Source organism: Acidilutibacter cellobiosedens (genome assembly GCF_004103715.1).
Taxonomy (GTDB): Bacteria; Bacillota; Clostridia; order Tissierellales; family Acidilutibacteraceae; genus Acidilutibacter; species Acidilutibacter cellobiosedens.
In genome coordinates this window covers 674,550-698,540 of record NZ_CP035282.1, presented here as the reverse complement: position 1 = coordinate 698,540, position 23,991 = coordinate 674,550, and the positions used below count along the sequence as shown (strand labels likewise).

Genomic DNA, 23,991 nt, shown 5'->3' with positions numbered 1-23,991 from the left:
TTTCCTTTGTCAAATGATTGTAATGATTTTGTAATCAATTTGAGATATTTAAATTATATAATATTTTTAGGGGGTTCCCTTAAGTAAATATTAATAAAAAACAAGTGAGGTGACATTAATGAAAAAAGAAATTAAAAAATCTTTTATATTACTCTTAGTACTCGTTTCAATATTATCCGCAGCTTCCCCAGCTTTTACTGTAGCTACTAATCCTGTTATGCCTACTGTAATATATGAAACAAAAAATTCGAAACATCTCTCCAGCGGAGTAGAATACAGCAACATCCTTAAATTTACTACTAAAGGATGGTGGAATATAAATGTTCTCAGGGTTAATTTAAAAGATAAGTATACTGAAGTCAAAGGCTTATTCAGTAAAAAGGGAATTTCAAATAGAGAAAAAGTAAGTACTATGGTAAAAGATTCAGGGGCCCTAGGAGGAATAAACGGAGATTTCTTCGAATATAATCCTATTCCTCACTCTCTCGGAGCATTAATTAATGACGGAGACATGATTTCTTCGCCTATGAGTAAAGATTATGCTCTTCCGGCTTTTGTATTAGATGAGAACAATAATCCTTCTCTTAATTACTTCAATAAAAAACTTGCAGCGGTTTCTTCTGCAACAAACTCGGAAGTCATATTATCTGCTGTCAACAAAGCCAGTGAAAAATATGAGGAGATAATGCTTTATAATAGGCATTGGGGCCAAAAGTCCATAGGAAACAAATTATTTAACGATATGATAGAGGTAGTAGTGGAAAATGACGTTGTAACAGATGTGCGTGTAGGTCAAGAAGCTGTGAACATTCCTGAAGATGGATACATACTTACAGGAAGGGGAAGAGTCAAAGATACCCTTTTAAATAATTTCCATGTAGGAGATACCGTTGAACTTAAACTTTCCGCAGTACCTGATTATACGGATCTTGATTTGGATAAAATAAAATTTGCCATAGGCGGCGGAAGCAGAATAGTTGAAAATGGAAAAACTATAAACTCCAATCTTAATATCAAGGGGGACAACCCAAGAACAGGATTGGGTATAACTCAAGATGGAAATGAACTTCTTATGGTAACAATTGACGGAAGAGACACTTCCTTTAAGGGAGTGTCCCAAGAGGTATTCTCTCAAATAATGAAGGATTTAGGTGCTTATAATGCATTAGTCCTTGATGGAGGCGGGTCAACCACTATGGCCGTAAGAGCCTTAGATGAACAAACCCCAACAGTTGTAAATAAACCTTCAGACGGTACTGAAAGAAAAGTTGTAGACGGAGTTGGTGTATTCTCGAATCCTCCTCAGGGAACCTTAGCTTATTTAACTGTAACTACTGATGATTCCAATATGTTCCCGGAAACCACCAGAAAATTCTCGGTAAAGGGTTATGATCAGTATTACAATCCTATTGCAATTGACCAGTCGTTAGTCAAGTATACCGTGTCAGGAATTGACGGAACCTTTAACGGAAATGTCCTTAAGGCTAATTCTTCCGGAACCGGAAAGGTAACTGCCAGTTACAATGGAATTACAGGGACCTATGATATAAAAGTTCTGGGAAAAGTAATGGATATTACCACGGATTTAACCAGTTTCTCTCTTGATATCAACAGCCAAAAGAATTTAAGCGTATTTCATGGGAAGGACAAAGATGGTTATAAGGCTATTATATATCCGGAAGATTTAAACTTCACCGTTATAGGAAATATAGGCTATGTGGAAAAAGGAATCTTTTACAGCAACAGTAACGGCGGAAAAGGAGCAATAACCGCTAAATTAGGAGAGGGAGTTGAAAACATACTGGTTTCCATAGGAGGAAAAGGAGTATTGGTTGAGTCCTTTGACAATATGGAGAACTTCTCTTCATCTACTTCTCCTGAAACTACAAAAGGAAGTATTGCTTCTTCAGATGAGGCCAAGGAAGGTAATAAAAGCCTGAGCCTTCAATACGATTTTACTCTGGGAGAAAATACAAGAGCAGCCTATGTTAATTTCATCCAGAACGGAGGAAATGGACGTGTGTTAGATGGAACCCCCAGTAAATTAGGTTTATGGGTTTACGGAGACGAAAACGGAGGTTGGCTGAGAGGAAATATCGTAGATAAAACCGGAAAATCAATTAATATAGATTTTTCAAAAAGTATTGATTGGTCCGGATGGCAATATGTAACTGCCGATATTCCTCAAGGAATAGAATATCCTGTTACTCTCAAGAAAATCTATATAGTCGAGGTCGACAGTCCTACTAAATACTCAGGAGAAATTCTCCTTGACGGATTGTCTGCTGTATATCCCCCTTCTCAAAGCGGAAGCTTGGTACTACCTGCCTCCAGCACTTTAAAGGATGATAAAAATGTAGCTGTGAAAAAAGAAGCGAACGGTTATACTTTAGGGATAACTGCCGTGCCACAAAAATTAAATGAATTGGTAGGATATGCTGCAACGGATAAAATAAAAGGAAAAATGAATAATTTCAATACAGGAATATATCTTGGAGGAACTACTCAGGAATTCCAAAATGGTTTAAAGAATTCCAATATTATAAATGTGTCTTCCGGGTACAAGCCTTATAAGCTTAATAATTTGCTTATAATAAAGGCCGATAGTTCCAAGGGAGGTCTCAGAGCTTCAAATTCAGAGCAGTGGCTATGGTTAAAAAATGATCTGGAAAATTCCCAGGAGAAAAATATAATCCTTGTTCTTCCTACACCGGTATTTGGAAATGGAGGCTTTACAGATAAATTGGAAGCTAACCTTCTCCATGATACCTTAAAAGCCGTAGAGGAAAAGGGAAAAAATATATGGGTATTACAAGGCGGAAGTCAAAATTCCACAGATTTAAATGATGGCATACGATATATTGAATTTGACTCTCGGGAAGCAAAAAATCCACAGGATATTTATAATATTATGATCGGAGAATTTACAGTAAACGGTGATAATATTACTTATCAAATAAAACCTGCGTTTGAAAAGCCAGCTGTAAAATAATAAAAGAATAAAACCGTAAGAATTTTAAAATTCTTACGGTTTTATTCTTTTTAACCTTTTTTACTTTATTATATTTTTATTATTACTCCTATAGTAAATATTGTTAAAAATATAGCTAACAGCGTATAAAAACCTCTTCTTTTCATATAGCTCATCCTCCTAAATAAAACTTCTATTTAAAATTATTAACATATTAAGAGGATTTATTCACAATCTTAATCCAATTTCCATATATCCATCCTTCTTTATTTTTCTCTTTATTCTTTACTTTATAAAAATAAAATCCGTTCTTTAATTTTGGTCCTTCAATTATAGTTAACTTTGTTTTATCGTCTACTCTCCCTACTTCTTTTCCGGATGGCTGGTTAAGAAGAAGAAGTTGTTCTTTGCCGTCTGCTAATACTATATCTCCTATTTTATATTTAATGATATCTCCTTCGTGAAATTTTGCGGGAGTCTCTAACTTAATATTTTTGCCTGGAATCCCTTTCTTAGGAAGGCTTTTCTTATCAATCGAGCTAATTTTCACTCCATAAATTTTTTGTGCCGTCTTATATATTTTATCCTGATATGTATTACTGCTCTGATTAGGATTGTTCCTATTTAAAAGTCCGTTATAAGCCCAAAGGGCAAAATACCAATGTTCCAATATATTAGGATCCATATTGCCTATTTGAGGCATTTTACTATTTGCATATTTCCATTTAGCAAGAAGCACATCTGCTCCGGCTTCAATATTATATACTGGATCCTCCTGCAATTTTTTTAAGTTATAGGCATTTGATCTTACCTGCATAATACCAATATTACCACCTCGGCTTGCATATATTTTCCCCGATGGCGTAAACTGTGTAAAGGAACTTTCGGTTTTTGCAACTGATTTAAGTATTACACTCGGTATTCCTCTTTTTCTTGCTACTTCTCCCACAATTCTTTCTATTTCCTTCTTAGATAAACTATTTTTCTGACAGTACCCTACGCTAAATACTCCAAATATAAGAGCACATACCAAAGAAAAACATAGTATCTTTCTTCCCATAACAACCTCCTAAATTTTTATATCTCCCCTTTTAAATTGATCGTACATCATTTTAGCAATACCAATACCATTATTTTGGCTGCTTGCTTCTTTAGCTACTTCCTCCAAGTACATATCCTCAAATACTGTTCTTCCCATGCTTTTTTCTTCCAATCCCCCGTCAGGAATTGTGTCTCTCATTTTTTTAAACATTGTATAAACAAATATGCTTTCAAAATCTTTGCATACATCCATAAGCTTATCATCATCGTCTTTTAATGCTTCAGCCCTTTTGGCCAAAACATTTTCATCTGAAGTTATTTTAATATTATCTATGGGAACAGTCTCCATACGATCACCTCAACTATCTCTTCAAATTATTGGCCATCTGTAACATTTCATCAGACGCTTGAATTGTCTTGGAATTTATTTCATAGGCCCTTTGAGCTGTAATCATCTTTACCATCTCATCTACTACCTGAACATTGGAAGATTCCAAATATCCCTGTATGATATTGCTTTCCATTTCTTCAGCTTCTATCGGTATTTCTTCTCCCGAAGCTGAAGTTGCTTCATAGAGGTTCATTCCCTTACTCAAAAGTCCTTCTGGATTCATAAACTTAACTAATTTTAATCTCCCTATATCAACATTCTCTCCATCCTCATCTACGGCTGTTATATATCCAAGATTATCTATGTTTACGTCCTTCATTCCATCTTCTATGATTATTTCATCATCATCTTCGGATAATACACTATATCCTTCCGAGGTAACCAGTTTCCCTTCATCTCCGTCAACACTCAATTTAAAGCTTCCGTCTCTTGTATATGCTACATTTCCGTTTGGAAGCATTATCCCAAAAAATCCTTCTCCATCAATGGCAACGTCATAATCATTTTGAGTTTCAATATAACTTCCATTTTCAAAATCTCTCTTTGTAGCCGAAGTCATAACTCCATGACCAACTTCCAAATTTACAGGTCTGCCCTGATCGTCTTCAATATTTGTTCTTTTAAGCGCAGAATAAAACAGATCCTTAAATTCTGCTCTTTGTGATTTATATGAGGTAGTATTTACATTCGATAAATTATTAGATATGACATCAATATTTAATTGCTGTGCTTTCATCCCAGTTGCCGCTGTCCATAACGAACGCATATTAATTAGTCCTCCTTTTCTATACTCTTCCTATTTCATTTGCTGCCTTTTCCAACATTTCATCCTGAGTTCTTACTGCCTTTTGACAGGATTCATAATTTCTCAATAAACTTATCATATTAACCATTTCCTTTATAGAATCTACATTAGAGCTCTCCAAGCAACCTGACATTACTTCTCCCTGAAAAGGAATTTCCTCTCCGTTCACACCATCCAACATTCGGTATAAATTATCACCGACTTTTCTTAAATATTCCTTATTATCTAAATCAACTATATCCAAGCTGTCTACCACGGCTCCGTCGACCACTATTTCTCCGTTTTTCCTTATTTCTATACTATCTCCATTAATATTTATCTGTCCTTGTCTGCCTACTACTTCCCTTCCGTCGGAAGTAGTAAGTATGCCCTCATTATTAATTGCAAAAGAACCGTCTCTGGTATATAGCACTTCCCCATCTTCTCCCTGAACTTTAAAAAACCCAGAGCCGTTCAATGCCACATCAGTTTTTCCTCCTGTCTCTACTATATCCCCTTGAGTAAAATCTGACACTATCTTATGAAATTTAACTCCTCCGCTCATAGTTCCTATAATATTTCTATTAGGATAATAAACCATTCCTTCCAACATACCTTCTATATTTTCCTGAGCATTTACGGGATTGCCGTCTCTTCCTAAAATAAGATTTTCACCATCTGTTTTGTACTCATCTTTTTCATTCTTATAGTATGTCCTTAAATTGCCCTCATCATCAACTATAAACCTGATATCCTTTTCGTAGCTTACTCCCATAGGCGTTCTAATCATAAAATAACCATTCTCAGTATGGGCTATATGTACTTCTCCATGGTTTTCATAAGTTATTTGGTTTTGCCCTGTGGCCGTTAAATCTGAGTCAGGCTTGTCATTAATTTTTGCAAGAAGAGCTTCAGGAAATGATTCTGTTATAGGAATATCTTTTTTAAATCCCGTGGTATTCATATTTGCAATATTATTTGCAATAACATCCATTTTTCTTTGATTTGCAATCAAAGAAGTTGCACTAATATATAGTCCTCGATTCAAAATATCACTTCCTTAATAATATTCATTAGTGTATATCGTCGATTAAATAATTTTTATTATAGTTATTTAGACCTAACCTTATCATCATTCATTAAACTATTCTCTAACACATCAACCCAGTCAAGAGATTTTCCCGTCCCTATAGCTACACATGAAACAGGATCATCTGCAACTCTTGCATCTATTCCTGTTTTTTCAGATATAAGTTTATCAAGGCCCCACAGTAAAGAACCTCCACCGGTCATAACTATCCCTGTATTTGCAATATCAGCCGCCAATTCCGGAGGTGTTCTTTCAAGAACCGCATGTACTGAATCCACTATATTTGTCACAGGTTCCTCTAATGCCTCCAGCATCTCTGATGATGAAATATTAACGGTCTTCGGAAGACCTGTTACTAAATTTCTCCCTCTTACTTCCATGAATTCTTCTTTATTCTTTTTATAAGCCGTACCAATATTGATTTTTAATTCTTCTGCACTTCTCTCTCCTATCATTACATTATGTTTTTTCCTAATATATCTTGAAATAGCTTCGTCGCACTCGTTTCCTGCTACTTTTATGGATTTGCTTACAACTATTCCTCCTAATGAGATTATGGCAACGTCTGTAGTTCCGCCACCAATATCTACGATCATGTTTCCATTAGGTTCGGTGATATCTATCCCGGCTCCTATTGCTGCTGCCATGGGCTCTTCTATAAGATATGTTTTCGCAGCCCCCGCTTGATTGCTCGCCTCCAATACCGCTCTCTTTTCAACTTCAGTCACTCCACTGGGAACGCCAACTATAACTCTTGGCTTAAATAAAAATCTTCCTATAGCCCTCTGTATAAAATATTTAAGCATTTTTTCCGTAACGTCATAATCGGATATAACTCCGTCTCTAAGAGGTCTCAAAGCAATAATATTCCCCGGCGTACGTCCCAACATCTTTCTCGCCTCTTCTCCTACAGCAAGAAATCTTTTTGTATTTTGATCAATAGCTACCACAGAAGGTTCGTTCAGCACTATTCCTTTTCCTTTTACATAAACCAAAATACTTGCCGTACCGAGATCAATTCCTAAATCGCTTCTAAATGCAGCCATACAACACGCCCTCCTTTGTGTTTTATATATATATATTAACAGTATTTTATCTTATATACAAATAAATTTATTTTAAAAAACTATGACAAGCTTTCGACAAATATCCACAAATATCCTATCCTAATTTAAGTTCTATAAAATTAGAAAAAATCCTCTATTTTACTCATAAAATTTTACAAAAAATTTTAAAAGGCCCTTAAAAGGACCTATTTAATTATTAACAACTTTGTATTTCATTTTAGTTGCTTCTCCACCTCTGATGTGTCTTTCTGATTTATTTTTTTCTAATATCTGCTTAACCATGCCAGCAATAAGAGGGTTGATTTTAGGCAACCGTTCCGTCACATCTTTGTGAACAGTACTTTTACTCACCCCAAATACAGTAGCTGCTTGTCTTACCGTTGATTTTTCACTAATTATGTATTTTGCAACCTTCAATGCCCTTTCTTCTATATAATCTTTCAAATGTTTAACCCCCTTTGAACTTGATTTTTCTCTTCCCTTTCTTTTTTATAATTATGCTCAAACTCATATTTATAGAACATATTCACAAAACAGGTTGAATTTTTATTGAATGTTTGGTAAATAATCTTTTGGATCAACGCATATCCCTTCTTTTAATACTTCAAAATGTAAATGAGGTTCCTCTGCAAGTTCTAATTTTGCAGTCCTCCCTATACCACTTATTGGATCTCCTTTTTTAACCTTTTGCCCTATTTTTACCATTTTCTCTGTAGATAAATTTTTGTATCTTGTTTCTATTCCATTGCCATGATCAATAGTTATTGTTATTCCCCATAAATCATCGTCGTATACATCCTTTACAACTCCATCAAGGCTTGCCCTTACTATAGTTCCTTCTTTTGCATATAAGTCAATTCCTTGATGGCTTACCCATTCGTCTAAAGTCTCTGAATAAACCAATCCTTCTCCTGTGAAATCAACTCCCAAAGTACCTACCAACGGAAGAAGCATATTATTTTGAATAACAGGAGAATTCGTATTACTTTCAATTGGTTCCGATTCTTTAAAAAGTTTTTCCGTCTCATCATCTTCTTTTCCTTTATCCGTTTCATCTTCCATTATTTCTTCAATATCCTGATCTTGATTTTGTTTCTCTTCTTCTTTTTCTATATCTTTATTTTGTTCTTCTTCATCATTCTTCTCTTCTTCATCGTCCGTTTTTCCCATCTTGCTGATCTCTAAAGAAGGTTCTTCTTCGTCACCCTTTTCCACTTTAAAAAAATCTTCATTTATCTTTGAAATATTTTCATCTTTTGTCTTTACAGAATTATTTTTAGAAACCCAAACGGCAGTTGTCGCAATTAAGCAAACACAAATAAATAAAATTATATAAAATCCGTCTTTATCCATTAAATTTGAAAACCATTTTTTCATACCTCCACCTCCATTAGGTAGTATTGCCAGGACAAAATATTTAATACATCTTTTAGAAAAAAATTAAAAATATGTATTAAAAGTTTTAAATGGCAAATTCTTATCGCGAAAATTTGCCGTTTTTATACAAAAAAATAAAATACAGATTCCTGAGAACCTGCAAATAAAGTTTTTAGATTCATATGCTTATTAAACGTCTTAAATCAACCAATTGGATGGCTACGGATAATATCAGTCAATTTTTCCGGCTGATTTTTTAATTTATGAAAAAAGGGAGTATCGCTAACTGCTTATTCAGCAGTTTTACGGCACTCCCTTTTTTATATAGCTATTTATATGTTCCGATTTCTACTCCCTGATAATAGTGACATAATATTTCCTTATAGTTTTTTCCCTGCTTCGCCATACCGTTTGCTCCCCATTGGCTCATTCCAACTCCATGACCATATCCTGTTGTTTCAATCTCAACGGTATTGGTTTTAAGATTTAAAGTTATCTTAAAATTTGTAGAATTTAAATTAAATATACTTCTTATTTTGCTACCTTCTATAACTATTCCATCAATCATCAATTTTTTTATTCTACCGCTTTCCGTTCTTTCCACCACTTTGATCTTCTCAGCCATATTATCCTTTGTAATATTAGCTTCAGGATAATTCTCCTTTATCTTATCTATAAATTCATTCACTGTAAAGGTGGATGTACTCTTCAATTTGGGAGCACCTTCTTCATAAGGGCTCAAAACCGACTTCAAATAAGGGTAACTAACTGCAAACACATCTTCCGAATCCTCCGTCATTCCTCCGCTGGTAGAATGATATAAGGGTTCAATCAATTCTCCGTCATAATAAATTACTTCATTTTTAGTACTATCTACGGCATCTTCAATTTTTCCCCAATATTGCTCCACCCATTTGGAAGAGTGAGCTTCCTCCAATTCCTGAAGACTTAAGTAGGCTTGGCAGTGAACTCCCGTACATAGCGGCGCTCCGGGATGATCCGGATGGCCTGCAGGATATTTCTTTGTCCTTTCCAATGCATAAGTTCTGCTGGCAACAGCCTGAGCTTTTAATGCTTCTTCATGAAATTCGGCGGGCATTTCCGCCGCTACTACTCCCTTCACATAGTCTTCCAAAGGCATCTTCAAAACTTCCTGAGTTCTTGTATCATATACTTTTATATAACCATCAAATTTTACTTCTTCTTTGTTCTCCGATTCTTCATCTTTTTCTTCCGTCAAATTCAACTTATCTTCTTTCATCACAAAATTAATGGTTTTTACAAGAACCGCAGGGACAACAATGATTATTACAATAAAGAAAATTAAATATATTCCCAACTTCTTCATCTTTTCCCCCTCTTTTTGTTCTTTTGTCTCTTTAAATTCTATGCAGGGGAAAAAGATACTATGTTTAATATTCTATTCTATAAATTTTCCCGCCAAGTTGGGAAAATTTATCTTCTATATGGTCATAACCTCTGTCTATATGATATACGTTATCAATTTCGGTCTTGCCGTCCGCTACAAGTCCAGCTAAAATAAGGGCTGCTCCCGCTCTTAAATCCGTAGCTTTTACCGGAGCCGACATCAAGGAATTAACTCCTTGTATAATTGCACTTCTTCCATCTATCTTTATATCTGCACCCATTCTCTTTAATTCGTCTACATGCATAAATCGGTTTTCAAATACAGTTTCAATGATAACACTTGTTCCATCAGCTATACTCATTAGAGCCATAAACTGAGCTTGCATATCCGTAGGAAAACCAGGATAAGGAAGAGTTTTCACATCCACCGCTTTTATTTTTGTATTTCCTACAACCCTTACTTTATCACCATTTTCATATACATCACAGCCTACTTCTCTTAGTTTAGCTATAATAGGCTTTATATGATTTGGAATAACATTTTCTATGATAACGTCTCCTCCTGTGATAGCACTTGCTACCATAAAAGTTCCGGCTTCTATTCTGTCCGGAATAACAGAGTGAACAGTCCCCTTTAAATTGTCTACTCCTTTAATTCTGATAGTACTGGTACCTGCTCCCTTTACATTTCCTCCTAACTTATTTAGAAAATTAGCCAAATCAACTATTTCCGGCTCCATTGCAGCATTATCTATGGTAGTTTCTCCTTCAGCAAGAACCGCAGCCATCATAATGTTTTCCGTCGCTCCTACACTTGGAAAGTCTAAATAAATTCTGTCTCCTATCAACTTATCTGCAAAAGCTTCAACATATCCGTGATCTACGTCAATGTTTGCTCCCAATGCTCTAAATCCTTTTAAATGTAAATCGATAGGCCGAGTCCCTATAGCACATCCTCCCGGAAGCGAAGTTTTAGCCTTTCCAATCCTGGTCAATAAAGGTCCCATTACCAGGAAAGATGCCCTCATCTTACTCATTAATTCATAGGGAGTCTCATATTTATCAATATTCACGGAATTGATTTTTATCTTTCCTTCCTCATACCTCTCTACCTTTGCTCCCAAAGATGTAAGAACTTCACATATGACATCAACATCCTTTAAATTAGGTACATCCTCAAGGATAATATCTTCCGTTCCTAAAAGAGATGCTGCAAGTATAGGTAGTGCTGAATTCTTTGCTCCGCTTACTCTAACGTTTCCCTTCAACGGAGGGCTTTTTTCCACCACTATTTTCTCCAATAAAATCCCTCCTTTTATCCTTTAGTATTCAAGTATAATAATTGGCATTCCAATCCATATATAAGTTTTGTCTTCATATTCATTATACCTCATAGAAATATTATAATTCATCTTTTTATTGCCTGAAAATATATATTTGCCTAATACAGGCGAAAAAGCTGAAACGGATATCAAAGATTCATCCGAATATTTTTCAACAACATTTCCCTTTATATACTTTAAAGCTTCATCTATTTTCTTTTCTTGACTCTGTCTATTTAATTTTCCATTAAAAGTTCCAATTACGCAAGTAGTAATTTCCGCTTCAGAGTCAAATTTTTTAAAGATACCTTCCATTTTCAGCTTAATATCGTCATAATATTCATTATTACTTTTTTTTACTTTATTTAAAAACAAATAGGTTTCACCTCCTTTTTCAGTTTCATATGTAGAAATATTTATAAGGGCAGAATTTTCATTTTTATCTTTTCCCCATATTAAAAGCTGAATGCTTTTTTCCTCTGCTATCAATTTTTCTACATAAGATTTTTTCTCCGCTTCAGGTAAATACATATTTTCATCAACTTTTTCACCAACTATGCCCATTTCATTTTTCATTTCTTTCCCTAAAATTCTTATCTCTTTTTCTGTTAAAATGCGCTGATTTATTTCTCCCCCCATACTTATATCTTCTTCTAAAAAACTTGCCCCAATATTTTCCATCGATTGAAGTATTATATCTTCATCATCTATTTCTTCCCTACACTCTCCAAAATTCACCATTCCCATTGATAAAATTATACATATTAATAAAAATCTTTTAAATAATTTCATACTCTCCCCTCCCAAAAGGTACATTAGAGGAAAAAGCACTTTCCAGCAAAATGTAAAGGGGGACAAAACATCGTTACTCAAAAAAAGTACCCTTTCCTCACTGTATAAGTATTACCAGGAAAAGATACTTTTAAACCTATGACATTACCTATTTTATATTCCATATTAATATGCTATAATAATGAATAATATTGTAATAATTTTGAATGACAAGGAAGGTAGGAAGCATTGATTAACTTTAAAAAAATGAGTCCGGGAAGAATAATCGTTTTAGGATTTGCTTTAGTCGTTTTAACAGGAACAACTTTATTATACTTACCAATTTCGTCAAACGAAGGTGTTTCTGTAACATTAGTCGATGCATTGTTTACTGCTACATCGGCAGTCTGTGTTACCGGATTAGTTGCTGTTGATTTAGCAAATACATTCAATGTTTTCGGAAGAACGGTCGTTGCTATTTTAATTCAAATAGGAGGATTGGGAGTTGCTTCTATAGGTGTTGCTTTTATTCTTCTATCAAGGAAAAACGTCGGATTAAAAGAACGTATTTTAGTTAAAGAATCAATGAACCTTAATTCTCTTCAAGGAATGGTACGATTAGTCAAATCAATAATTACAACTACTGTTTTTTTCGAAGGAACCGGCATAATTCTTAGTTTCTTAGTATTTTCCAAGGATTATTCTCCACTATCGGCACTTGGTATAAGCATCTTTCACTCAATTTCCGCTTTTAACAATGCCGGATTTGATATCTTGGGAGATTTTAAAAACTTAACTCCTTACAAGGACAATGTGTTGTTGAATTTGACTACTTGCGGACTGATTATCTTTGGAGGATTAGGATTTTATGCTATTAGAGAAATTAAGCAGAAAAAACATTTTAAAACTTTCGGCGTAAATACAAAAATTGTAATTACTATGACCGTAACATTACTGACTCTTGGAACTGTTCTTCTAAAATGTACGGAAAATATTTCTTGGTTAGGCGCATTTTTTCAAAGTACGTCTGCAAGAACGGCCGGTTTTAATACTTATCCTTTAGGAGATTTCTCTACCTCCGGATTATTGACTCTTATTTTTTTGATGTTTGTAGGAGCATCCCCCGGTTCTACAGGAGGCGGTATTAAAACAACGACTGCTTTTGTAATATTTAAAAGTATATACAGTATATCTGCTAATAAAAATTGTACTGCATTTAAACGAAAAATACCTAAAGAATCTATAATAAAAGCATTTGTTATTATGACGCTTGCAGGCTTGTTAGTATGTTTCAACACATTTTTAATATGTCTTATTGAGCCTCAATATACTTTTCTACAAGTACTTTTTGAGACTGTGTCCGGATTTGGGACAGTTGGATTATCTACGGGAATAACTCCATATCTGGCAGACTTGAGCAAAATAATTTTATCCTTTACAATGTTTTGCGGAAGACTCGGTCCACTTACCATGATGTGTATATGGTTTTCTCGAACTCCATCCAGTCTGTCCTATCCCGAAGAAAAAATTACAATAGGTTAATAGGAGGATGTTATAATGTTAAAATATAAATCGACTATTCCCTTCGGAGTTATAGGATTAGGACGTTTCGGGTTTGCTCTTGCTGAAACCCTTGCGGATATGGGAAAAGACGTTTTGGTGTTAGACAGTAATGAAGATAAAATAAATCAAATACAGGACAAAGTAGGGAATGCTTTAGTCACACCACATTTGGATAAAGCAACTCTCAAAGAAGCAGGAATACAAAATTGCGAAACTGTTATCGTGTGCATAGGGGAGCAAATTGAAATAAGTATATTAACAACTCTTAATGTAATTGAACTAGGGGTTCCGAGAGTTATTTCCAAAGCCATCAGTGCAGAACACGGGAAAATACTAAAAAAAATAGGAGCCGAAGTAGTATATCCGGAAAGGGATAGAGCAATCCGTCTTGCAAACTCACTGACCAGTTCACGAACATTGGATTATATAGAGCTTTCGAGTAAATTTGCTATATCCGAAGTTAAAATTCCAGAACAATTTGATGGCAAAACAATAATAGATGCAGACCTCAGAAAAAAGTTTAACTTAAACATCATCGCAATTGTCAAAGACGGAGAAATATTCGTTGATATAGATCCTGACATTATATTAAAAGAAAATGATACTATAGTGATATTAGGCAAAAAAGAAAATATAAACAGATTTGAAAAAACTCTTCTCAATCTGTAATCTTAAATAAAACAACTCGGAGAGCCTCCGAGTTGTTAAATTTCCATTTCTTTTAAATCTTCCGGAATTATCAATTCCGCTTCAGTAACGGATTTGATTTCGTCAATTGTAAATTCAGGATTTATTTCCTTTAATACTAATCCTTCCTTCGTTACTTCTATTACACCCATTTCCGTAACAATAAGATCCACTTCCCTTGCCGCAGTAAGGGGAAGGCTGCATTTTTTAAGGATTTTGGGAGAACCCTTTGCGGTATGTTCCATAGCAACTATTACCTTTTTGGCTCCTACTACCAAGTCCATTGCTCCTCCCATTCCGGGAACTATTTTCCCGGGAATCATCCAATTCGCAAGATTCCCTTCCTGATCAACCTGAAGAGCTCCAAGAACTGTAGCATCTACATGGCCTCCACGGATTATTCCAAAGGACACAGCACTATCAAAAAATACTCCGCCCTTCTTTACCGTGGCAAATTGCCCTCCTGCATTAACTATATCCTTATCCTCCATTCCTGACTCAGGGACAGAACCCAATCCTATAAATCCGTTTTCCGAATGAAAAGTAATATCCATATCATGAGGTATATAATTTGCAACCATAGTTGGAAGACCTATCCCTAAGTTTATGACATCTCCATCTTTAAGTTCCTTAGCAACTCTTCTCGCAATTAAAGACTTTATTTCACTTCTATCCATTAATTTTCGCCTCCAAATGCTATATAATCTATAAAAAGTCCAGGTGTCACAACATCATTTTGATCAATTTCTCCGACCTCAACCAGATTTTCTGCTTCAACTATTACCAAATCAGCGGCTGTAGCCATAATCGTATTGAAATTTCTTGTAGCTCCTCTATACGCTATATTGCCTTTTTTATCAACCTTATGTCCTAATATTAATGCTGCATCGGCTTTTAACGGTAATTCCAGCAAATAAACCTTTCCGTCTATCTCTATTTTCTGTTTTCCTTCTTCCACTATGGTGCCTACTCCGGTAGGAGTTAAAAATCCTCCTAATCCTGCACCGGCAATTCTTATTCTTTCCGCTAAAGTTCCCTGTGGAATTAAATGAACTTCTAATTCCTTAGAATTCATTTGTCTTCCCGTTTCAGAATTAGTACCTATATGAGAAGCATATAAAGTTTTTACCTGTCTGTTAACTATCAGCTTCCCCACTCCCGATTCCGGATAGCCGGAATCATTACATATAATCGTCAAATTCTTAACCCCGTTTTTTACCAATGCATCCATTAGTTTATGAGGAGTTCCGCAAGATAAAAATCCCCCTACCATTACAGTCATACCGTCTTTAATATGGCTAACAGCTTCATCTATGGTTACAACTTTATTCATTCAATGCACCTCCAATATTTTACCTTTTAACTACCATTGCTATGCCCTGGCCTCCTCCAATACACAAAGTAGCCAAACCAAGTTTTGAGTCTCTCTTCATCATTTCATACAGAAGAGTAACAAGTATTCTTGCTCCGGATGCTCCTATAGGATGTCCTAATGCTATAGCACCTCCGTTGACGTTGGTTTTTGCCGGGTCCAGGCCAAGTTCTTTAACTACTGCTAAAGACTGAGCCGCAAAAGCTTCATTTGCTTCTACCAAATCCATATCTTCAACTTTCATATTTATTTTTTTCAAAGCCTTTCTCGTTGCAGGTATAGGTCCTGTTCCCATAATTGAAGGCTCTACTCCCGCAGAAGCATAAGATAAAATTGTTGCAATTGGTTTAATGCCAAGTTCATCTGCTTTCTCCTTGGACATAATAACAAGAGCAGCCGCTCCATCGTTAATTCCCGAAGCATTCCCTGCTGTTACCGTTCCGTCCTTTTTAAATGCCGGTTTTAACTTTCTCATTCCTTCAATAGTTGAACCGAATCTCGGATGTTCATCTGTATCAACTATTTTAGGATCTCCCTTTCTTTGAGGAACAGATACAGGTATTATTTCATCTTTAAATCTTCCGCTTTTGATTGCAGCTTCCGATCTTTGTTGGCTTCTGAGAGAAAATTGGTCTTGTTCCTCTCTTGTAATTCCCCATTTCTCAGCAACATTCTCAGCCGTAATTCCCATATGAGTATCACCGAAAATATCCCATAAGCCATCATGAATCATATAGTCTTCAATCACGCCATTACCCATTCTCATTCCCCATCTTGCCTTTTTCAATAAGTAAGGTGCCTGACTCATGTTTTCTGTTCCTCCGGCAACAATTATATCAGCATCCCCTGCTAATATAGCTTGAGCAGCCAATGCAACAGTCTTTAAACCGGAACCGCATACTTTGTTTACGGTATAAGACGGTACCTCTACCGGAATCCCTGCATGTATCGCAACTTGTCTTGCCACGTTTTGACCAAGGCCTGCCTGAAGAACATTTCCAAATATAACTTCATCAATCATATCAGGTTTAATATTTGCTCTCTTTATCGCTTCTTCTACAACTATTTTCCCAAGTTCTACCGCAGAAACGTCTTTAAATGCCCCTCCGAATGTCCCTACAGGTGTTCTGACTCCGCTAGCTATAACTATTTCTTTCATTTTTATTCCTCCTATTTTTTAAAATAATTTTTAAAGTGCAAATAGGTTATTTTTTTACTATGCACTTATCATGCCATACAAATTAGCTCTAAAATTAATGTCTATGTTATAATTATAACAATACTTTTTTCATTTATCAATAGACTTTGTGAAATTTATGACATAATTTTATAAAATTTTGTACCTATTTTACTACACTTTTTTAAATACAGTTCTGCAAACGATTGCCTGAATGTCCTTCATAAATTATTTAGAATTTGGTATCTCATTGATGTAATCTATGTGTAGATTTATAGATACATTTATTTAAAAACTGTATCAATTTATATACTATCCATAAGCTTATATTTTTCAATCTTTTTATATAATGCAGTTCTGTGAATTCCAAGTTTTTTGGCAGCTAAAGTCTTATTTCCACCGGAAGCAACAATAGCAGCACGAATTGCTTTAATCTCAGTTTCCTGTATCCTATCCTTTAATGTAAGAGGTTCTTTTTTGATTATACAATACTTGGTTTTTTCAATAATATGTTCAGAAATATGCTTAGGATATATAACGCCTTCGGAGCATAAATTCAATGCTCTCTCCAAAACATTTCTCAATTCTCTTACATTTCCCGGCCAATTATATTTTGATAATATTTCTACAACCTCTTTGCTGAGTATTATGTCTCTCAATCTTAATTCCTTTAAAAGTTTTTTAAAAATACTTTCGGCCAGAAGAGGAATATCTTCTCTTCTATACCTTAAAGGCGGAATATCTATAGATATAACATTTAACCTATAAAACAAATCTTCTCTAAATCTTCCGTTTTTAATTTCTTCATCAAGGTTCTCATTAGTAGCTGCAATAATCCTAATATCAAGACTAATTTTGTCTGTTCCCCCTACTCTTTCAACTTCTTTGTCTTCCAATACTCTTAAAAGCTTTGCCTGCATCTCTAAGGGCATACTGCCAATTTCATCAAGGAATATGGTCCCTCCGTTGGCAAGCTCAAATTTTCCGGGTTTTCCTCCTTTTTTCGCTCCTGTAAACGCTCCCTGTTCATATCCGAAAAGCTCCGATTCCAAAAGCTCTCTTGGAATAGCCGCACAATTTATGGGTAGAAAGGATTCGTATTTTCTGTAGCTTGCTTTATGAATGGAATGAGCAAACATTTCCTTTCCAGTACCGCTTTCTCCTGTAATCAATACCGTAGAATTCGACTCCGCAGCCTTTCTCCCAATCTTTTTTAAATATTCCATTTTAGGATTTTGAGTTATAATGCTGTCAAAGGAATATTTAGTTTCCTGAAGTCTTTCAATTTCTCCTTTATATCCATTTATCCTTTTTTCCAATACAGCAAGATCTTTTGCTAAATCCTTTACTTCCGCCGCGTCTTTAAAGAGTACCGTACCTACGGCTCCTATGACTTTCCCGTCTCTGATTATAGGTATTCTGTTTGTAATCATATCATGGCCTTGAATTTTCTGAACATAGTGAATTTCTTTTTTCCCGGTTTTAGCAACTATATGCATCCTTGTATTCTCTATTACATCCTGAACCTTTTTACCCAGAGCATCTTCTTCTTTTATTCCCAAAAGTTTTTCATAGTTCATCTTTACTATTTTCCCATTTCCATCTACCAATACTATTCCCTCATAAGCATAGTCCAATATATCTTCTATCATATCTAAACTATATTTCAATTCTTTTAACTGAATTTCCGAATCCTTTATTTTTGTTATATCTCTCAGTATTATAAGATTTCCGCAGTACTTTCCGTCTAAAATGTACGTAATATCCTTTACAAATATATGTTTATTTCCTTTTTTAATCTGTCCCTCTTTTTTATCCCTTTCTTCACCTTTAGAGTCAGACATTATTTGACTCTGTACGAATTTTTCATAATACTCATAAGATATTTGACTTTGTTCCACTTCAAGAATTTTTGTTACAGCGGAATTCATATATAACAAATCTTTTTCTACACCGAAGAATATAACTCCGTCAAAGATATTCTCAATAATAAAGTTCAAAAAAGATTCTTCCTTTTCAGCCATAAAATTCACCTCTACTCTTTAAGTCCCCATTTTATTTATTATGATATTAACTATCCTTTCGGACGCTTTTCCGTCTCCGTAAGGATTAACAGCATTAGCCATTTTTTTATATTCCCCTTTATCCGTAAGAAGCAGATTCAATTCCCTATATATATCATCTTTACATGTACCGACTAATTTTGCGGTTCCGGCTTCTATACCCTCAGGTCTTTCAGTTTCCTTTCTTACTACAAGAACCGGTTTCCCAAGACTTGGCGCCTCTTCCTGTAACCCCCCGGAATCCGTAACAACTATATAGCTTCTAAACATCAAATTAACAAAAGGTTCATAATCTAACGGTTCGATTATATGAACTCTCTTCATTTGATCAAATACCTCATAGGCAATATTTCTCACTTTAGGATTTAAATGAATAGGGAAAATCACTTCTGCATCCTCATGCTTTTTTACCACTTCCTTAATAGCACTAAATATACTTTCCATGGGTTTGCCGATATTTTCTCTTCTGTGGCATGTAACAAGTATTGTCTTTATATTTTTATAATCCAAATGATTTAAAAATTCATTCTGAAAAATATAATCTTCCCTAATTACATGCAGCAACGAATCTATTACCGTATTCCCCGTGATAAATATATTTTTTTCATCATAGCCCTCATTAAGAAGGTTTTTCTTGTTTCTTTCAGTAGGCGCAAAATGATAATTGGCAATTATGCCTGTAAGTTTTCTATTTGCTTCTTCAGGATAGGGAGAATATATATCTCCACTTCTAAGCCCAGCCTCCACATGACCTACTTTGACTCTCTGATAAAAAGCAGCCAATGCTCCGGCAAAAACTGTGGTAGTATCTCCTTGAACCAATACCAAATCGGGCTTAACCTGTATTATCAGTTTCTCCAGTCCTTCCAAGGCCCTTGTAGTTATTTCCGTCAGAGTCTGTCCTTTATGGAATATATTCAAATCATAATCAGGTTTTATCTGAAATAAATTCAACACCTGATCCAACATTTGTCTGTGTTGAGCTGTTACGCATATTATACTTTCTATCTCTTTTCTTTTTTCCATCTCTTTTATTATGGGAGCCATTTTTATTGCTTCAGGTCTTGTCCCAAATATGGTCATTACCTTTATTTTACTCAAACTTTTCCCTCCTACCTTTTTTTATCGTCAACGCTGCTATTCTTGCTCTTATCAATAAGTCCCATTCTTCTGGCTAATAATATGGTTAAAATTATTATCGTTCCTGAAATTATTATTCCCTGCCTGCTATTGATCTTAGCAATAATAACTGCTGCAAACCCAAATACTGCACTTATAAGATACAGAATAAGAACGGTCTGCCTTTGAGTAAGGCCTCTCTGAAGAAGTCTGTGATGAAGATGCCCTTTATCCGCTTCCATTATTGGTCTTCCATTAAGAAGTCTTCTAAATATAGCAAAGGTTGTATCGAATATCGGGAGTCCCAATATAATTATGGGAACAACTATTGCTATAGTGGCTACGCTTTTCATTACTCCTTCTATTGCAACTACGGAAAGCATAAATCCTAAAAATAAAGCTCCTGTATCTCCCATAAATATCTTTGCAGGATTAAAATTGTATGGAAGAAATCCCAAACAGGAACCGGCCAATATGGCAGATATAATCGTAATTTCTATGTAACCAAATCTATTTGCAACAATAAGCAGAGACAAACTGGCAATCATAGCAACACCGGCAGCCAGCCCATCCAATCCGTCTATAAGATTTAACGTATTAGTAATTCCTACTACCCAAAATATTGTCAGAGGTATGGAAAACCCCTTTAAATAAAGAAGAGTACTGGTCCTTGAAAAAGGATTTGTAATAAAATCAATTTTTACGTCTCCCAATATTAAAACTACTGCTGCCAGCAGTTGAAAAATCAATTTTGTCTTAGCGCTTAAATTCTTTTTATCATCAATAATCCCCGAAATAAATATTATAGTTCCTCCTATAATTATTGATAAGAGGCTTTTATTCATAGGCAAAAAAATTAAAATTGAAATCATGGTTGCTGTATAAATAGCCAACCCTCCCAAAAGAGGAATAGGCTTTTTATGTATTCTTCTTTCATCTTTAGGAATATCTATAGCACCGACTTTTATGGCTATTTTCTTCGATATAGGCGTCATAAACATTGAAATAACCGCTGCGACAAAAAAAGATATTATATATTTCTCCATTATTTTTCTCTCCTTAATTTTTTATTTCTTATTCGATTTTATATTAGTTTTTACAATAAGTCAATGAATACAATAATTAAAGCATTATCGTTATTACCAGCTTTCAGCAAATTCCGATAATGCTTTAACCTAATTCTCTTTTATTCAGTCAGCCGCATTAAATCTCGTAGCTTTTATTGCAATTTTAACTACTTTATATATTATCAGCGTTACAAAGATATTCGTTATGGATGTAGGAATTACAATACTTGTAAACAGTAATACAAATGGGGCCGGAAGTCCTGCCATAAAGGAAGCCGAGCCTAAAAAAATAGTTCCGCTGATTATAGTTCCCACAAAAGCAATAACCCCTGCTCTAATATTTTTGTGAGAAACTTTCTCCGTTCCTTTAATCATTAAATAAACTGCAATACAAGTAATTATCTTCTCAATAATACTGGGTATCTGTCCTCCCGGAAAAGTTGTAGTCATAGCCGTAACAATTCCTCCCAATATACCTGTCAAAATCGCATTTTTAAATTTCGGGTTTATGAGCAAAGACACAAATAATACTGCAAGCATCATATCCATCTTCATTCCTCCAATAGTACCCGGGACAATCTGATGGAGGACATAACCAATGGCAACAAGCAATGCTGTTAAAATGTTTTTTCTTAAATTCATAATCAATTCTCTCCTTAGTTTTTATTTTTTTATTTTGCCAGTGTATTTCATCTTCTGTTCACAACATACTTGTCACCTCCCAATTAAAATAAAAAAACCCTTCATCCCCATAACAAAGGGACGAAAGGTTAATTTCCGTGATACCACCCACATTAGATGAATAATATTCATCTCACTCTAACAGATACGGAGTTATAATACTCGATATCCTATTTCTATAACGGGAAATCCCCGATTAAGGCTACTATACTTCGCCCCATAATTCCTAGACCCATTCAACAAAACTCTAAATATCGGACTTACACCGACTCCGACTCGCTATAATTCAGAAATTATCGTTTACTATTTCTATTCATCAAATTTAAAATATTTTATTAAAATAAGTTTACACTAAATTTCAAATAAAGTCAATATTCTTATATCCTATGGGAAAATCAGGTAAATGGGTTTCAACAAAGGCTTCCTTAATATTAATTTTTTATATTAAGGAAGCCTTTGTTATAAAATTCTATTTCTATTTAGTTCCGAATAACCTATCTCCTGCGTCTCCCAGTCCGGGAACTATATATGCATGTTCATTTAACTTTTCGTCTATACTTGCTACATATATATCCACATCCGGATAAGTACTTTTTACTTTCTCTATTCCTTCAGGTGCCGCTATAATATTTACGAGCTTTATATTTTGGGCACCCCTTTTCTTTAAAAATCCTATTGCTGCCGTTGCACTTCCTCCTGTCGCCAACATTGGGTCCAATACTATCAAATCTCTTTCGCCGATATCTTGAGGAAGTTTACAAAAATACTCCACAGGCTTAAATGTTTTAGGATCTCTGTACAATCCAATATGTCCAACTTTTGCCGCAGGAAGAATGTTAAGCATACCGTCAACCATTCCCAATCCTGCTCTGAGAACAGGTACCAATCCTAATTTTTTCCCTGAAATAATTTGAGATTTAGTTTTGCATATGGGTGTTTCTATTTCTATTTCTTCAAGGGTAAAATCTCTGGTAACTTCATAAGCCATAAGCATAGAAATTTCTTTTACTAATTCTCTAAACTCCTTAGCCCCAGTATTTTTATCCCTTATAAAAGTTAACTTGTGCTTAATCAACGGATGATCCAAAACTACTACTTTCCCCATATTAAAACTCCTTCCATATTTAATTTTTATTCTTATACATTATAACATATACTTGGCCTCAATATCAGAAATTTTATTTATTCTTCTTTCGTGTCTTCCTCCTAAAAATTCTGATTTCAACCATGCGGAAACTATTTCAACAGCTAAATCCTTACCTATGACCCTGCCGCCCAAAGCTATTACATTAGCATTATTATGTTCCGCACTCATCCTCGCAGAATAAGTGTCACTGAGAAGGGCACATCTGATTCCACGAACTTTATTACATGAAATTGATACTCCTATGCCTGTACCACAGACGACTATGCCTTTGTTGCATTCTCCGTTTACCACTCCCTCGGCAACTTTGAGAGCAAAATCCGGATAATCCACAGATTCTAAAGAATTTGTCCCATAATCAATATACTCTATATTTTGTTTTTTTAAATATTCCTTTAAATATTCCTTTAATTCAAACCCTCCATGATCGCTTCCTATTCCGATTTTCACGATAAATTCTCCTTTCCTTTTATCCTCTCATTTTTTGTAGAATTTCTTCTAATGCATCTTTTATATCTTCTTTAACCTTTCTGTAAACCTCCATTCCTTCTCCAAAGGGATCTATAATATCATCTTCCTTGCCATAAGCATATTCTTTTAGAGTAAAAATTTTCTCTGATGCACTCGGATAAGAATTTCTCATATAATTCTTATGATTTTTTGTCATCACAAAGACTACATCTGCATCTTCCACCATCTTTTCTGTCAATCCTTTTGATCTATATTGAGAAATATCTATTCCTTCTTCTGCCATAACCTTTATTGCCTCATCCGTTGGCCTTTCTCCTCCAAATACATATATTCCTGCCGAAGTATGAGATATATTAGAATAATTGTCTTTATTATTTTCTATCATATTTTCAAATAAACCGTCTGCCATAGGACTTCTGCATGTGTTTCCAGTACATACGAATAATATATTCTTCAACAAAATCA

Annotated in this window: 23 protein-coding genes and 1 other annotated feature; of the genes, 3 read left to right on the top strand and 20 right to left on the bottom strand. The window is 34.8% G+C overall.

Going from position 1 to position 23,991, the window contains the following annotated elements; translation table 11 throughout:
* The first annotated feature begins 118 nt into the window (after window positions 1-118).
* A complete protein-coding gene (locus EQM13_RS03315; protein ID WP_128751944.1) occupies window positions 119-2,992 on the top strand; it encodes a phosphodiester glycosidase family protein in 2,874 nt (957 codons plus the stop codon).
* A gap of 193 nt (window positions 2,993-3,185) precedes the next feature.
* On the opposite strand, the gene EQM13_RS03310 is transcribed toward EQM13_RS03315, so the two are convergent.
* From EQM13_RS03310 to EQM13_RS03265, 10 genes are all read right to left on the bottom strand, one after another.
* Window positions 3,186-4,031 (bottom strand): transglycosylase SLT domain-containing protein, encoded by an 846-nt coding sequence (locus EQM13_RS03310; RefSeq protein ID WP_114218248.1) that lies wholly within the window; start codon window positions 4,029-4,031, stop codon window positions 3,186-3,188.
* A gap of 9 nt (window positions 4,032-4,040) precedes the next feature.
* A complete protein-coding gene (locus EQM13_RS03305) occupies window positions 4,041-4,361 on the bottom strand; it encodes a rod-binding protein (RefSeq protein ID WP_071140386.1) in 321 nt (106 codons plus the stop codon).
* Window positions 4,362-4,374: 13 nt separating this feature from the next.
* Complete coding sequence (flgG, locus tag EQM13_RS03300) at window positions 4,375-5,169, bottom strand: flagellar basal-body rod protein FlgG (RefSeq protein ID WP_071140385.1); 795 nt, start codon at window positions 5,167-5,169, stop codon at window positions 4,375-4,377.
* A gap of 19 nt (window positions 5,170-5,188) precedes the next feature.
* Window positions 5,189-6,235 carry a flagellar hook-basal body protein gene (locus EQM13_RS03295; protein WP_206172792.1) on the bottom strand — a complete coding sequence of 349 codons (1,047 nt, stop codon included), beginning with the start codon at window positions 6,233-6,235 and terminating at the stop codon, window positions 5,189-5,191.
* 62 nt (window positions 6,236-6,297) lie between these two features.
* A complete protein-coding gene (mreB, locus tag EQM13_RS03290; protein WP_071140384.1) occupies window positions 6,298-7,323 on the bottom strand; it encodes a rod shape-determining protein in 1,026 nt (341 codons plus the stop codon).
* 210 nt (window positions 7,324-7,533) lie between these two features.
* Entirely contained in the window at window positions 7,534-7,788 is a 255-nt protein-coding gene (spoIIID, locus tag EQM13_RS03285) for a sporulation transcriptional regulator SpoIIID (RefSeq protein WP_071140383.1), read from the bottom strand.
* Window positions 7,789-7,890: 102 nt separating this feature from the next.
* Entirely contained in the window at window positions 7,891-8,721 is an 831-nt protein-coding gene (locus EQM13_RS03280; RefSeq protein WP_114218250.1) for a M23 family metallopeptidase, read from the bottom strand.
* Between the two features lie 328 nt (window positions 8,722-9,049).
* The gene (gene spoIID / locus EQM13_RS03275) at window positions 9,050-10,069 is read right to left on the bottom strand and encodes a stage II sporulation protein D (protein ID WP_114218251.1); all 1,020 of its coding nucleotides are present in this window, start codon (window positions 10,067-10,069) and stop codon (window positions 9,050-9,052) included.
* A 64-nt stretch (window positions 10,070-10,133) separates the two neighbouring features.
* Window positions 10,134-11,390: a UDP-N-acetylglucosamine 1-carboxyvinyltransferase gene (gene murA / locus EQM13_RS03270; protein WP_200796124.1), complete on the bottom strand. Its 1,257-nt coding sequence runs from the start codon at window positions 11,388-11,390 to the stop codon at window positions 10,134-10,136.
* A 21-nt stretch (window positions 11,391-11,411) separates the two neighbouring features.
* Window positions 11,412-12,203 (bottom strand): YwmB family TATA-box binding protein, encoded by a 792-nt coding sequence (locus EQM13_RS03265; RefSeq protein WP_161567164.1) that lies wholly within the window; start codon window positions 12,201-12,203, stop codon window positions 11,412-11,414.
* Between the two features lie 246 nt (window positions 12,204-12,449).
* Between EQM13_RS03265 and EQM13_RS03260 the strand changes: the two genes are divergently transcribed.
* Both EQM13_RS03260 and EQM13_RS03255 read left to right on the top strand, forming a co-directional pair.
* Complete coding sequence (locus EQM13_RS03260) at window positions 12,450-13,724, top strand: TrkH family potassium uptake protein (RefSeq protein ID WP_206172791.1); 1,275 nt, start codon at window positions 12,450-12,452, stop codon at window positions 13,722-13,724.
* A gap of 15 nt (window positions 13,725-13,739) precedes the next feature.
* Window positions 13,740-14,414 carry a potassium channel family protein gene (locus EQM13_RS03255; protein ID WP_071140378.1) on the top strand — a complete coding sequence of 225 codons (675 nt, stop codon included), beginning with the start codon at window positions 13,740-13,742 and terminating at the stop codon, window positions 14,412-14,414.
* 35 nt (window positions 14,415-14,449) lie between these two features.
* Here the strand turns inward: EQM13_RS03255 and EQM13_RS03250 are convergent, their stop codons facing one another.
* The 10 genes from EQM13_RS03250 to EQM13_RS03205 all read right to left on the bottom strand — a co-directional run bounded on the left by EQM13_RS03250 (window position 14,450) and on the right by EQM13_RS03205 (window position 23,983).
* The gene (locus EQM13_RS03250) at window positions 14,450-15,109 is read right to left on the bottom strand and encodes a 3-oxoacid CoA-transferase subunit B (RefSeq protein WP_071140377.1); all 660 of its coding nucleotides are present in this window, start codon (window positions 15,107-15,109) and stop codon (window positions 14,450-14,452) included.
* Window positions 15,109-15,765, bottom strand: coding sequence for a CoA transferase subunit A (locus EQM13_RS03245; RefSeq protein ID WP_071140376.1), 657 nt, complete (start codon window positions 15,763-15,765; stop codon window positions 15,109-15,111). The genes EQM13_RS03250 and EQM13_RS03245 overlap by 1 nt, the downstream gene beginning before the upstream one ends.
* 19 nt (window positions 15,766-15,784) lie before the next feature.
* Window positions 15,785-16,963: an acetyl-CoA C-acetyltransferase gene (locus EQM13_RS03240; protein WP_071140375.1), complete on the bottom strand. Its 1,179-nt coding sequence runs from the start codon at window positions 16,961-16,963 to the stop codon at window positions 15,785-15,787.
* A gap of 323 nt (window positions 16,964-17,286) precedes the next feature.
* The gene (locus EQM13_RS03235; protein WP_170177304.1) at window positions 17,287-19,005 is read right to left on the bottom strand and encodes a sigma 54-interacting transcriptional regulator; all 1,719 of its coding nucleotides are present in this window, start codon (window positions 19,003-19,005) and stop codon (window positions 17,287-17,289) included.
* Window positions 19,006-19,023: 18 nt separating this feature from the next.
* Entirely contained in the window at window positions 19,024-20,136 is a 1,113-nt protein-coding gene (gene wecB / locus EQM13_RS03230) for a non-hydrolyzing UDP-N-acetylglucosamine 2-epimerase (protein WP_114218267.1), read from the bottom strand.
* A 20-nt stretch (window positions 20,137-20,156) separates the two neighbouring features.
* Window positions 20,157-21,209 carry a glycosyltransferase family 4 protein gene (locus EQM13_RS03225; RefSeq protein WP_114218254.1) on the bottom strand — a complete coding sequence of 351 codons (1,053 nt, stop codon included), beginning with the start codon at window positions 21,207-21,209 and terminating at the stop codon, window positions 20,157-20,159.
* A gap of 144 nt (window positions 21,210-21,353) precedes the next feature.
* On the bottom strand, window positions 21,354-21,872 hold the full coding sequence (locus tag EQM13_RS03220; RefSeq protein WP_114218255.1) for a tryptophan transporter: 519 nt from the start codon (window positions 21,870-21,872) through the stop codon (window positions 21,354-21,356).
* A gap of 113 nt (window positions 21,873-21,985) precedes the next feature.
* Window positions 21,986-22,237 (bottom strand) — a binding site (T-box leader).
* Between the two features lie 149 nt (window positions 22,238-22,386).
* Entirely contained in the window at window positions 22,387-23,016 is a 630-nt protein-coding gene (gene upp, locus EQM13_RS03215) for a uracil phosphoribosyltransferase (RefSeq protein ID WP_114218256.1), read from the bottom strand.
* 39 nt (window positions 23,017-23,055) lie between these two features.
* Window positions 23,056-23,505: a ribose 5-phosphate isomerase B gene (gene rpiB, locus EQM13_RS03210; RefSeq protein WP_071140370.1), complete on the bottom strand. Its 450-nt coding sequence runs from the start codon at window positions 23,503-23,505 to the stop codon at window positions 23,056-23,058.
* A 19-nt stretch (window positions 23,506-23,524) separates the two neighbouring features.
* Window positions 23,525-23,983: a low molecular weight protein arginine phosphatase gene (locus tag EQM13_RS03205; protein WP_071140369.1), complete on the bottom strand. Its 459-nt coding sequence runs from the start codon at window positions 23,981-23,983 to the stop codon at window positions 23,525-23,527.
* Between the last annotated feature and the right edge of the window lie 8 nt (window positions 23,984-23,991).